Origin of the sequence: Mesorhizobium sp. M5C.F.Cr.IN.023.01.1.1 (genome assembly GCF_003997585.1) — a bacterium.
In the GTDB taxonomy this organism is placed as follows: domain Bacteria; phylum Pseudomonadota; class Alphaproteobacteria; order Rhizobiales; family Rhizobiaceae; genus Mesorhizobium; species Mesorhizobium wenxiniae.
Genome location: NZ_RZSU01000005.1, coordinates 98,152 through 110,332 on the forward strand (window position 1 = coordinate 98,152; position 12,181 = coordinate 110,332).

Annotated in this window: 13 protein-coding genes; 10 read left to right on the plus strand and 3 right to left on the minus strand. The window is 62.6% G+C overall.

Annotation, left to right across the window (positions count from 1 at the left end; genetic code table 11):
- Positions 1-65 precede the first annotated feature (65 nt).
- The 10 genes from EOA78_RS03805 (at position 66) to EOA78_RS03845 (ending at position 8,388) form a co-directional block, all read left to right on the plus strand.
- A complete protein-coding gene (locus EOA78_RS03805) occupies positions 66-737 on the plus strand; it encodes a GntR family transcriptional regulator (RefSeq protein WP_127313936.1) in 672 nt (223 codons plus the stop codon).
- 93 nt (positions 738-830) lie between these two features.
- Positions 831-1,577 (plus strand): sulfocyanin-like copper-binding protein, encoded by a 747-nt coding sequence (locus EOA78_RS03810; RefSeq protein WP_245477380.1) that lies wholly within the window; start codon positions 831-833, stop codon positions 1,575-1,577.
- A 68-nt stretch (positions 1,578-1,645) separates the two neighbouring features.
- Positions 1,646-1,843: a hypothetical protein gene (locus EOA78_RS35845; protein WP_164783633.1), complete on the plus strand. Its 198-nt coding sequence runs from the start codon at positions 1,646-1,648 to the stop codon at positions 1,841-1,843.
- Positions 1,836-2,642 carry an SDR family oxidoreductase gene (locus EOA78_RS03815; protein WP_127313937.1) on the plus strand — a complete coding sequence of 269 codons (807 nt, stop codon included), beginning with the start codon at positions 1,836-1,838 and terminating at the stop codon, positions 2,640-2,642. Before EOA78_RS35845 ends, EOA78_RS03815 begins: the two co-directional genes overlap by 8 nt.
- A gap of 10 nt (positions 2,643-2,652) precedes the next feature.
- Entirely contained in the window at positions 2,653-3,600 is a 948-nt protein-coding gene (locus EOA78_RS03820) for a 3-hydroxyacyl-CoA dehydrogenase (protein ID WP_127313938.1), read from the plus strand.
- Positions 3,597-4,559, plus strand: coding sequence for a 3-keto-5-aminohexanoate cleavage protein (locus EOA78_RS03825; protein WP_127313939.1), 963 nt, complete (start codon positions 3,597-3,599; stop codon positions 4,557-4,559). The genes EOA78_RS03820 and EOA78_RS03825 overlap by 4 nt, the downstream gene beginning before the upstream one ends.
- A gap of 10 nt (positions 4,560-4,569) precedes the next feature.
- A complete protein-coding gene (locus tag EOA78_RS03830; protein WP_245477383.1) occupies positions 4,570-4,896 on the plus strand; it encodes an SMP-30/gluconolactonase/LRE family protein in 327 nt (108 codons plus the stop codon).
- Between the two features lie 223 nt (positions 4,897-5,119).
- Entirely contained in the window at positions 5,120-5,779 is a 660-nt protein-coding gene (locus tag EOA78_RS03835; RefSeq protein WP_127313940.1) for a lipocalin-like domain-containing protein, read from the plus strand.
- 190 nt (positions 5,780-5,969) lie between these two features.
- The gene (locus EOA78_RS03840) at positions 5,970-7,181 is read left to right on the plus strand and encodes an acyl-CoA dehydrogenase family protein (RefSeq protein ID WP_127313941.1); all 1,212 of its coding nucleotides are present in this window, start codon (positions 5,970-5,972) and stop codon (positions 7,179-7,181) included.
- 169 nt (positions 7,182-7,350) lie between these two features.
- Positions 7,351-8,388 carry a phosphotransferase family protein gene (locus tag EOA78_RS03845; protein WP_164783634.1) on the plus strand — a complete coding sequence of 346 codons (1,038 nt, stop codon included), beginning with the start codon at positions 7,351-7,353 and terminating at the stop codon, positions 8,386-8,388.
- A gap of 40 nt (positions 8,389-8,428) precedes the next feature.
- Here EOA78_RS03845 and EOA78_RS03850 read toward each other — a convergent pair whose 3' ends face one another.
- Genes EOA78_RS03850 through EOA78_RS03860 form a run of 3 tightly spaced genes read right to left on the minus strand, consistent with a single transcriptional unit; the run spans position 8,429 to position 12,166 of the window.
- Positions 8,429-8,926 carry a sarcosine oxidase subunit gamma gene (locus EOA78_RS03850; protein WP_127313942.1) on the minus strand — a complete coding sequence of 166 codons (498 nt, stop codon included), beginning with the start codon at positions 8,924-8,926 and terminating at the stop codon, positions 8,429-8,431.
- Complete coding sequence (locus EOA78_RS03855) at positions 8,919-11,873, minus strand: sarcosine oxidase subunit alpha family protein (RefSeq protein ID WP_127313943.1); 2,955 nt, start codon at positions 11,871-11,873, stop codon at positions 8,919-8,921. The genes EOA78_RS03850 and EOA78_RS03855 overlap by 8 nt, the downstream gene beginning before the upstream one ends.
- The gene (locus EOA78_RS03860) at positions 11,870-12,166 is read right to left on the minus strand and encodes a sarcosine oxidase subunit delta (RefSeq protein WP_127313944.1); all 297 of its coding nucleotides are present in this window, start codon (positions 12,164-12,166) and stop codon (positions 11,870-11,872) included. The genes EOA78_RS03855 and EOA78_RS03860 overlap by 4 nt, the downstream gene beginning before the upstream one ends.
- Between the last annotated feature and the right edge of the window lie 15 nt (positions 12,167-12,181).

Sequence of the window (12,181 nt, forward strand, 5' to 3'; positions counted from 1 at the left end):
AAGACCAAATCCCTTGTCAACGGATCATCGAATCTGTTTGTTTGCGGATGACGGGAGTAGACGAATTGGCCGACGACACGCTCAGGATCGAACGATCCACCAAGACGCTGAGAACGCTGGCGCTGGAGCGCATGCGTGACGCGATCATGGGGTTTCACTTCCAACCCGGCGAAAGGTTGATCGAACGGCCGCTTTGCGACCAACTCGGCGTCAGCCGGTCGGTGGTGCGCGAAGTTCTGCGGCAGTTGGAGACCGAGGGCTTGGTCCAGATGATACCGGGCCACGGACCTGCCGTGGCTCGGCCAGATCTCAGCCGCACCGACGAGATTTACGAACTGCGCGCTCTGATGGAGGGCATCGCAGCGCGCGCCTGTGCGCTCACGGCGACGCAGGACCAGATCGCCGCGCTCGAGGGCGCATTGGATGTGCTGCTCACGGCGTGGGCCTCAGCCAATCCGATCGAGGTAATGCGGGCGACGACAAAATTCTATGAAGTGCTTTTCGATGCCGCCGACAAGCGCATCGCCTGGGAGATCGTCCAGGGTTTGAACGTCCGCATCAACCAACTGCGTTCCATGACCATCGCTTCGGTGAATCGTCGCGATGCCGCAATCGCCGAAATGACCGACATCATGAACGCGATCAAGTCGCGCAATGGCGATGATGCCGAAGCCGCGGCCCGGCGACATGTGGAGCAGGCGTGGCGAATTGCGCAACAGACCCTTCGCGATAGCTGAGGCAGAAACTTCACATGACGGAATCGCTGTCGCCCTCGCATTGACGCAATGCGGGCAATTCCAACGCGCATCCAACCCGACGATATCGCAGCGATGGCGTTGTCTCTGGATGCTGACGGTAGCACGCTCTGGGTTTGCTGGTGTGGATGCTGTTTCGAGCGTATTCTCTTTTTTAGGGGAACAAGCCAGGTCGACCTCGATTGGCGGTCGCTTGCGCTCGGCCGCCCCGCCCGGGAGGAGCCTCTGATTGCGATGGCGCGCTTTGCTCACCTTGCCCTTCTCGCCGTCGCCTGGGGATTGTTGCCCGGAATTGCAACGGCTGGGGAGCCTTTCGTCCCGAGCTGGATCAAGAACGATCCTGCAGCCAAGACGGTGGCCATAGAGATTGTTGCCGATTGGAACCAAGTCGAGCGATATCGCAGGGACAACATCCGGACCGACATTATAGACTTCAACGGTTATTGGGGCGGCAATCTCACCATCATCGTGCCAGCAGAATGGTCGGTAGAGATCGAGTTCATCAATGGCTCCTCGTCTTTCCGGCACAGCCTGATGGTGACCAGGGTCTACGCTCAGTCAGAGATGCCAGTGAAGTTGACGGCCGGGGATGCTATCTGGGGGGTGTACACCGATCCGCCGGAGGGAATTAAAATCAATGAGCGGAGGCAACTCAACTTTGTTGCGCAGCAGGCCGGGAACTATTTCCTCGCCTGTGCCAGACAAACGCATCTGATGGACGGACACTGGATCGGTTTCGAGGTGAGAGACAGCATCGAACAGGCCGTGGCAATCATAGACGAAACCAATTTTCCGCAGGAGCAGCCTCCAGGGCGCCCTTAGGGACTGTGCGAGCAAGCCGCGGGTTATGGCTTGTTCGTGGAGATCAATGCAAATCCAAGGCGGCTTATTTGAAACTCGAGAGTATTGGCGTGCCCGAGCAGGTTAGAACTGCTTCTGCTTGCCAAGCCACCAGCGAGGCAGCGATTTCGTCACTACTTCAGCTGCCCTATGCCACAAGGGCAATTCTATACGGCGTGGTCGTTCTGGGCGCTGTCATGGCGCTGCGCGAACGGCGGCTGCAATGGGAAGGGATACACAATGAGTAAAGGGGCGCCGACATCGGCGGACGATTTTCTGACCGGGCTGAGGGGGCAGCGCGTGCTGGTGACGGCAGGTGCCGGCGGTATCGGCTTGGCCATTGCCGACACGCTGTCGCGGCTCGGCGCGCGCATCGTCGTTTGCGACGTTTCGGACGAGGCTCTGGCCGCTGCTCCGGACAAGATCGCGCTGGTCGATGCCATCAAGGCAGACGTTTCGCGCGACGACGACGTCGACCGGCTGTTCGAGAACGTGAAGGAAAAGCTCGGCGGCCTCGACGCGCTGATCAACAATGCCGGCATCGCCGGGCCGACCGGCGGCGTCGATGAAATCGATCCGGCAGACTGGCGGCGCTGCATCGACATCTGCCTGACCGGCCAGTTCCTGTGCGCCCGGCGTGCCGTGCCGCTGATCAAGGCGGCGGGCGGCGGCTCGATCGTCTCGATGTCGTCCGCCGCCGGCCGCCACGGCTACGCGTTCCGCACCCCCTATTCGGCGGCCAAGTTCGGCGTCATCGGTTTCACGCAAAGCCTCGCCAAGGAACTCGGGCCGCACGGCATAAGGGTCAACGCCATCCTGCCTGGCATTATCGAGGGACCACGCATCGACAAGGTCATCGCCGACCGGGCCAGGCAGGTCGGTGTTTCGAACGAGGAGATGACGCAGCGCTATCTCCAGAACATCTCGCTGCGCCGCATGACCAGCCCCTATGACGTCGCCGCGACGGTCGCCTTCCTGCTGTCCGATGCGGGCATCAACATTTCCGGCCAGTCGCTCGGCGTCGACGGCAATGTCGAAACGCTTTGAGGAACGGACCATGATGAAGGTAGCAATTGTCGGCAGCGGGTTCATCGGACGGGCCTGGGCGATCAGCTTCGCCCGCGCCGGCCATGATGTGCGGATGTGGGACCAGTCGCCGGCCGCGACGGCCGGCGCGCACGATTACATCGCCGGCGTGCTGGGCGACCTCGCCGCGAACGATCTGCTGCGGGCACAGGCAATCGACGCCGTGCTTGATCGCATCGCCGTGGTGGCGGAACTGGGCGAGGCGCTGGCCGATGCGGTCCATATCCAGGAGAACACGCCCGAAAACCTCGACGTGAAGCGCGAGGTGTTCTCCCTGATCGACTCACTGGCCGGTCCGCAAGCGGTGATCGCCAGTTCCACCTCGGCGTTGCTGCCGTCAAAATTCACCGACCATCTGCAAGGGCGGCACCGCTGCCTGGTCGTGCATCCGATCAATCCGCCCTATCTCATCCCGGCCGCTGAAGTCGTGCCGGCGCCATGGACCTCCCCCGAAACGGTCGAAAGGACTCGCGCCTTGCTGATCGCCGCGGGTCACGCGCCGCTTGTGATGAAGCACGAGCTCGACGGTTTCATCATGAACCGCCTGCAGGGCGCGCTGCTGGAGGAAGCTTTTCGACTTGTCGCCGACGGCTTTGCCAGCGTCGAGGATGTCGATATCGGCATTCGCGATGGGCTGGCGCTGCGCTGGTCGTTCATGGGTCCGTTTGAAACGATCGACCTCAACGCGCCGGGCGGCGTACGCGACTATGTCGAGCGCTACCAGACGATCTATTCCAACATCTTCCCGCAAATGCTGCGCCGCGTCGACTGGGCCGGCGAGGTCATCGAAACGGTAGAGGCCGACCGCCGCAAGCGGCTGCCGCGGGAAGAACTCGGCGAACGGCAGGTATGGCGCGACCGCCGGCTGATGGCGCTGGCAGCGCACAAGAAAAAATCGGATCAGGAGATTGGAAGATGACGGAAACAAGCCGCAACCCCAGCGCCCCGCAGACCAAAGGCAAGGTGATCATCACCTGTGCGGTGACGGGGGCGATTCACACGCCGACCATGTCGCCCTATCTGCCGATCACGCCGGACCAGATCGCCTCCGAGGCGATCGCGGCGGCGGAGTCGGGTGCGGCCATCCTGCATCTGCATGCCCGCGATCCCCAGACCGGCAAGCCCGACCAGACGCCGGAGGCGTTCGCGCGCTTCCTGCCGCGCATCAAGCAGGCCACCAATGCCGCCATCAACATCACCACTGGCGGCAGTCCCTACATGAAGGTCGAGGAGCGCGTGCGCCCGGCCGCCGAGTTCAAGCCTGAGGTCGCTTCGCTCAACATGGGCTCGATCAATTTCGGCCTCTATCACCTCGTCCACAAATACGAGACCTTCAAGTTCGACTGGGAAAGGCCGCATCTGGAAGCGACGCGCGACCTGGTCTTCCGCAACTCCTTCAAGGATATCGAATACATATTGGCGACCTGCTACGACAACGGCACGCGCTTCGAGTTCGAGTGCTACGACATTGCCCATCTCTACAATCTCTCGCACTTCGCCGATCGCGGGCTGGTGAAGCCGCCCTTCTTCGTGCAGTCGGTGTTCGGTCTGCTTGGCGGCATCGGCACGCATCCCGAAGACGTCGCGCATATGAAGCGCACCGCCGACAGGCTGTTCGGCGACCAGTTCCGCTGGTCGGTGCTCGGCGCCGGCGCCAGCCAGCTTCGCATCGCCGCGCAGTCGGCAGCCCTTGGTGGCAACATCAGGGTTGGCCTGGAGGACAGTCTGTGGGCCGGCAAGGGTAAGCTTGCCAAATCGAACGCCGAGCAGGTGGTACTTGCCCGCAAGATCATCGAAGGCCTCGGCATGGAGGTGGCGACGCCCGACGAGGCGCGCGAGATCCTGTCATTGAAAGGCGGCGACAAGGTCGCGTTCTGAGGCGGCTCGCCTGTCGCCGCATGGTAGCGCCGATGGGTCAACCGTCGATGCCGAAGGCTTTCCCTGGAATGCCCTCGTCTACGATGGGCGGCTGCTGCGTTACGCACCCGGCAGCGTCGATCGCACCATCGACATGCCCGTCAAGAAGATCACCAGCGTGATGTTAGGCGGACCGAAGCTCGACACCCTGTACGTGACCTCGATGGCAAAACCGCCGCTGCCGCGCTTCCCTGGTGATGGCGTTCTAAGCGGCAGGCTGTTCGCAATAACCGGGCTTGGAATCAAAGGCGTTGCCGACCGCGCTTCGCCGGATGATGGCGGCTGCAAAAGTGGATAGAGGGAATAGAGAAAACGAGCGCTCGCTCAATTTCTAGTGGTGAAAATCTGATGCTTGGTATCGGAGCCAAATACCGGTTTTCGACCCACTCTGGCCGTCCGCGACAACCATCGCGGACGGCTCGATTGAGCCCTCAGCGGTCGTTCCTTTGTCCCGGCAATCTGAGCCATGGCCGCCAGTCGTGCCAGCAAGTCGCCACAGCTACAGTCTGGACGTCGAGCACATGATCATTGCAAAAACGGATCCTGATCACCCCGACGCGCAGATCCTTCTCGACGTGCTGTCGGAGGCGCTGACCAGGATCACAGGCGACAGTGGCCAGTACTCGTTTGATGCAAACAATTTGAAAGGTAGGCGGAGCGTGTTTGCGCCTTGCCCTGCAACGTCTAAGGTCTCGTGCTATGCTCCGAAATCCTTCTCTTGGGGGGCTGTCATGTCGCAACTGAAGACGCTGCTACTTGGATCTTGGAGAATGACATCATGGGTCTATGAGATCCTTGAAACCGGCGAAGTGCTCGATGCCCTGGGGCAGAATCCCCGTGGCATAATCTCCTATTCAGCAGATGGCAGGATGATGGTTTTCGTCCTTCGAGCAGATCGCAGCACGCCTGCGGCCCTAGTCCCCACCTCGAATGAAAAGATTGCACTCTACGATTCCATGTTTGCCTATGCCGGGACATACTCTGTCGAGCATGACCGGATCGTCCATCATATTGACATGAGCTGGAACCAAAGCTGGGAGGGTACCGAACAAGTCCGGTACCTAGAGACCGACGGTCGAACGCTCCTCTACAGATCGGCCCCGGCACAGAACCCGCTGGATGGGAAAGATTGCGTTCATACCGTTAGATTTGAGAAGATTACATCGACGTCGTCGCATTGAACGCCCGGAAGGTCCGCATTTGAGCCGTTCAGTTGAACCTTCGTCGAACGGCGGTTCTCCACCTAAAGCGGGAGCCTGTGTTGGATACAATGCCGTCAGATTTTCACCATCAGGTGGCGACCCAATGCTTTTCGGCGAGCTCGTCCATGGTCGATGGCGCCGCCTCGTTTCATCGCTGTGAGTTTTTTCCATGAATTTCGATATTCCAGCCCAGACCGAAGATTACCGCGTCCGCATTGCCGACTTCGTCGAGCGCGAGATCCTGCCGCTCGAAGCCGACAAGATGTCTTATGACGCGCATGGAAACATCGCCTTGCCGCTGCTGGAGGTGCTTCGCGCCAAGGCGCGAATGGCGGGCCTGTGGTGCCTGCAACTCAAGCCCGAATCCGGCGGCGCCGGTCTCGGCAAGATGGACATGGCGGTCTGCTACGAGGAGATGAACCGGTCGATCTTCGGACCCGTGGTGTTCAATTCGGCAGCGCCCGACGATGGCAACATGATGGTTCTGGAGGCGCTCGGCACACCGGCGCAAAAGCAAAAATGGCTGAAGCCGATCGTCGAGGGCAAGGTGCGCTCGGCCTTTGCCATGACCGAACCGCACCCCGGCGGCGGCTCGGATCCTTCGATGATTATGACGCGTGCGAAGCGGCGCGGCGACAAATATGTGGTGACCGGCCGCAAATGGTTCATCACCGGCGCGGAGGAGGCCAGCCATTTCATCCTGATCGTGCGAACCTCGGACGACCCGCGCCATGGCCTGTCGGCCCTGATGTTCCACAAGGACCAGCCGGGCTGGCGCATCCTGCGCCGCATCGAAATCATGGGCCCGGAGGAGCATGGCGGGCATTGCGAGCTGGAGTTCGATGGGCTCGAAATCCCTGTCGAAGACATGCTGGTCGGCGAAGGCAGGGGCATGAAGGTGACGCAGGTGCGGCTCGGCCCGGCGCGACTTACCCACTGCATGCGCTGGCTCGGACTGTCCAAGCGCTGCATTGAGATCGCGCGCGCCTACGCTGCCGAGCGCCACGGTTTCGGCCAGCGTCTCGCCGACCGCGAAAGCGTCCAGCTGAAGCTCGGCGACCTCGCCATGCGCATCGAGATCGGCCGCATCCTGGTGATGAAGGCTGCGTGGGAACTGGACCGCGGCGGCTTTGCCCGCAAGGAAGTGTCGATGGCCAAGGTCCAGGTCGCCAATGTGCTGCATGACGCGGCCGATGTGGCGATCCAGATCAATGGCGCGCGTGGCTATTCTAAGGACACGGTGCTCGAATGGATCTACCGCTATGCTCGCCAGGCGCGGCTGGTCGACGGTGCCGATGAGGTCCACAAGATGGTACTGAACCGTTTTCTCAACGAGCAAGAGAGGGGCTTCTGGCGGTGGACTGTCGAAGGCGAGGCATAGGAGACCGTTTGGAAACTCTACTCTGGCGGCGATCTGATGGCGTTTTCTGCGCTTCCGGTGCTCACGGACCCAAATGTCCGCTGCGCTCCGGTTCTCGAAACCACCATCATATGACTCGCCAGAGCGAATTTCGAAACGGCCTCTAAGGCTGGCGTCTAGGGAGTAAAAGATGGCGCAGCCGTTGAAGACGGATTTCGATCCTGCGGCATTGAAGGGCTTTCTCGCGAACCGCTTCGGCGATGCCGCAATGACGCTCGAGCGGATCGGCGGCGGACAGTCCAACCCCACCTACTTCGTCGACTATGGTGTGCATCGCATGGTGCTGCGCAAGAAGCCGGCCGGGCCGATCCTGCGCGGGGCGCATGCCGTCGATCGCGAGTTCCGCGTGCTTGAAGCGCTCGCACCGACCAACGTCCCGGTACCCGGGCCGGTGCTCTATCACGACGGCATCGAGCCGCTCGGCACGCCGTTCTACCTGATGGAGCGGCTGGATGGTCGCGTCTTCCACGACTGTTCGCTGCCTGGCCTTTCGCCCGCGGAGCGACGCGGCATCTATTTCGGCATGGCCGAAGCTATGGCCAAGTTGCATGCTGTCCCTCCCGACGAGGTTGGCCTCGGCGACTATGGCCGGCCCGGAAACTATTTCGAGCGCCAGATTGGCCGCTGGACCAGGCAACTCAGGGAATCGCCAAGCGACAGAATTTCGGCACTCGAAGCGGTCGCCGACTGGCTGCCGCAGCATATGCCCGCGGATGATGGGCGCGTGTCGATCGCCCATGGCGACTTCCGCCTCGGAAATCTGCTGTTCCATCCCGACAAGCCGGAGGTGATCGGCATTCTCGATTGGGAGCTGTCGACGATCGGCCATCCGCTCGCCGATCTCGGCTTTTGCTCGATGACCTGGCATTCGACCCCGGACGAATATGGCGGGATCCTCGGCCTCGATCATGATGCACTCGGCATCCCCAGCCAGCGCGAATTCCTCGACCATTATTTCGCGCATGCTGTACCCACTGCGCCCTTGCAACGCTTTCACCTGGTTTTTTCGCTGTTCCGTTTCGCGGTGATCTTCGTCGGCATCGCCGACCGGGCGCGGGCAGGCAGCGCGGCGTCGGCCGATGCCGCGAGCACGTCGCCGCTCGCCGGCCGTTTTGCCGTACGTGCTCAAGAGATCATCCAAGAGGCAAGACCGTGGGGCGCCGCCTGAGGGGAGCGTTCGGGCCCAGGTCCTTTTGCTACGCGCGGCGTCAGCAATCCAATTCGGAAATCCAATCCGAGAGGCTTTGCGAAAAACTTCGCGGCACGATGAGTTCGCCTGCGGTCTCGCCGGTGCGCAGGAAGAGCACGGGCACATGATGCAAGGATGTCAGCACGGCGCGGCCCGGGGCGGCCGCCGGCGCGCGCCAGTCTACGGCGATACATCTGGAGAGAACCCGTGCGATGTCCGCCCCGGCCATGCTGAAACGCACGCGACCCTCGCCGAGAGAAGCCGAACAGCCGAGATCCGGGTCGACGGCAAGCGAAGGCGCTTCAATACCGTCGTCGAGAGCCAGCCAAAGACGGCGAGGCGCGACGCGGATGACGAGGAGACCTTTGTGGCGAACCGTCTCTCCGACCGAGGCTGGAAGCTTGGTGCCGAGCGATGCCGAGAGGCTCGATTCGAATTGCCCCAGCGTCCCGTCCCAGCCCTCGACCTGGATAAGCGGGCAATCGGCGAGGGACAGACTGAAATCCGGGCTAGCCATGCAGTCGCTCCCCCTGCGGATCGAGGAATACCGGCGAGACGATTCGGGCACGGACCGTTTCGGCTTTCATCGGATAGACGGCCACGACCTCGCTTCCTTCGCTAGCGACATCGCCGGCAAGCAATGCCAGCCCGACATAGTGGCCGCGTTCTGGGCTGAAGGTGACGGAGGTAACGCGCCCGTGCCCGTGGCCATAGGGTTTCTCGCCCGGCAGAAACAGGATGGCGCCACCGCGAAGGCGTTTTCCCTCCTCAATGCATTCCAGTCCGACCAGGCGCTGGCGGTCGGGCGCCTGGAAGGCGGGGCGCCGTCGCAGCACGTCGCCGACGAAGCCGGTACGCTTGCCCGCCATGCGGCCGAGGCCAAGATCGTCGAGCGTCGTGCGCCCATCGATTTCAGGTCCGGCGACATGGCCCTTTTCGACGCGCAGCGCGCCAAGCGCCTCGACGCCGTAAGGCTTCAGGTCGAACGGCCTGCCGGCTTCGAGCAGGTGGGTCCAGAGCTGTTCACCGGCAGTTGCGCCAACATAGATTTCGTAGGCGCGCTCGCCGGAATAACTGAGACGGAGGATGCGGAGCGCACGGCCCTCCCATTCGCTTTCGAGCAATCCCATATGCGCAAGTGCCGCGTCGGAAACATCGAGAGCGGGAAATGCCGCACTCAGAATTGCGCGGCTTTTCGGTCCGGCAACCGACATCGCCGCCCATTCATCGCTCACCGAGGTGACGGCTACGCGCAAATCCGGCCAGGCCGTATCGAGCAGGAATTCGAGACGCGACAGCACGTCGGCGGCCTTGGCGGTCGAGGTTGTCATGAAGAACCGGTTCTCCGCCAGCCGCGTCGTGGTGCCGTCGTCGAAGACGATGCCGTCGTCGCGCAGCATGACGCCGTAACGGGCGCGGCCTACGGGCAGTTTGGCAAAACCGTTGGCGTAGACGCGATCGAGGAAAATCGCCGTATCCGGGCCCTGGACGTCGATCTTGCCGAGGGTGGAGATGTCCATCAGGCCCGCCGCCTGGCGCACATTCCGCATTTCGGCAACATAGGCTTCGTTCACGTCGCGACCGGATTGCCTGTAGAAATAGGGCCGCATCCAGAGCCCGACCTCCAGCATCTCGGCGCCGTTCGCCATGTGCCAGGCAAGCATCGGCGTGCGGCGGATCGGCTTGAAATGATGGCCGATGGCGCGTCCGGCGAGCGCGCCGAGGGCGACCGGCGTGTAGGGCGGTCGAAAGGTCGTAGCGCCGGTCTCGGGGATCGTCGCGTTGCGCAGGGTAGCCATCGCGGCAAGCGCCGGAAAGTTGCTGGTCTTGCCCTGGTCGGTGCCCATGCCGAGCGTAGTGTAGCGCTTCAGGTGCTCGACCGATTCGTAACCCTCACGATGAGCGAGCTCGATATCCCCGGTCGTCACGTCCATCTGGAAATCGACGAAGGGCTTTCCACGCCCGACAGAAGGGATTTCGCGAAGCGGGGCTGTGGCGGTCTCGCGGAGATCGAGTTTGGACGGAGCGGGCACCGGCGCCGACTCGCCGCAGAACGATGCTGCTTTGATGCCGGCACGATGACCTTCCTCGATGGCATCGGCGGTCGAATAATTTCCCATCATCGAGCCGGCGCCGAACCGGTCCGCCGGAAACGCGCCCGGTACGAAGCCGCCAATGTCGTCGCGGTATTGAGGTTTGACGCCGAGGTGCGAGGTGAGATGCACGGTTGGCGACCAGCCACCGGACACGCAGACCAGGTCGCAGGCGGCCTCGGACTGGCCGTCCGGTCCGTCGAGCGTTACACGCCTGACGGCATGGCCGCCGTGCAGGTCGACAATGCGCGTTGCGGCCCGCACCACCACGCCGAGCCGTGCGGCTTCTGCGGCAAGTGCGGCGGGCGGCGCTGCACGCAGATCGGCAACCGTTACCTCCGCGCCGGCATCGGCAAGGTCGAAGGCGGCGCGCCAGGCGCCGTCATTACTGGTGGCGACGATTATTTTCTTGCCGGGCAGGACGGCGAAACGGTTGAGATAGATACGGGCGGCCGAGGCAAGCATGACGCCGGGCCGGTCGTTGTTCGAGAAGACCATTGGTCGCTCGATGGCGCCGGTGGCGAAAACGATCGAGGGGGCGCGAAGCATGGTGAATGTCTGCAGCACTTCGCCGGCTGGCTGCGGATCGGTTGGGTCGCGTTGCTCGACCAGTCCGATGACATTTCCGTCATAGATGCCGAAAGCGGTTGTCCGCTTCATCAGGGTGACGGTTTCGGAGCTCTCCAGCTCGGCCTCGGCCTGTCTCAACCATGCGGCCGCTGCGCTGTCGGACGGCTCCGCCAGAAGCTGGCCGCCGAGCAGGAAATCCTGTTCGATCAGCGCGACCCGCGCGCCCGCCGCTGCGGCAGCGCGCGCCGCCGACAATCCCGCCGGGCCGCCGCCGATGATTGCGACATCGGCAAAGGCATGACTGATCTCGTAGCGGTCGGGATCAGGGTCGGTGCCGGCTCTGCCGAGCCCGGCCGCCTTGCGGATAAAATACTCGTAGAACATCCAGGCGCGGCGCGTCGGGCCCATGAAGGTCTTGTAGTAGAAGCCGGCCGAAAGGAACGGCGAAAACAGGCCATTGACGCTTTGCACGTCAAAGGCGAGCGCGGGCCAGCGGTTCTGGCTTTCCGCGATCATGCCGTCTGCGAGTTCCAGCGTCGTCGCCGGCAGGTTCGGCTGGCTCCTGCCTGCGATTCCCTGCGTAACCAGCGCGTTCGGCTCCTCGGGCCCGGCGGAAAAGATGCCGCGCGGACGATGATATTTGAAGCTGCGCCCGACCAGGGTGACGCCATTGGCGAGCAGTGCGGACGCGAGCGTGTCGCCGCGATATCCAGCCAGCTTCCGGCCGTCGAAGGTAAAATCGACCGGCTGCTCGCGGTCGATACGGCCACCCATCGCCAGCCGCTTGTGGTTCGAACTCATGCCGGTGATTTCCTGGCTGGTAATTTCCTGGCCGACAATTTCCTGGCGAGGTCGACGGATGCGATGGCGTGGTTGCGCGTGTCGCGTTCGACCACCAGCCATTGGCGGCAACCGATCACATGCTGCCAGAACTCGCGGTGCAGGCCCGCCGGGTTGGCCCTGACATAGACGTAACGGTACCAGGCCTCCGGATCGGGATCGTCGTGGGCCGGACGCGTGACCGAGGCATCGCCGCCGTAGCGGAACTCGTCATGGTCGCGCGGACCACAGCAGGGGCATTCGATGCGCAGCATTTTGTCTTCCGCCTC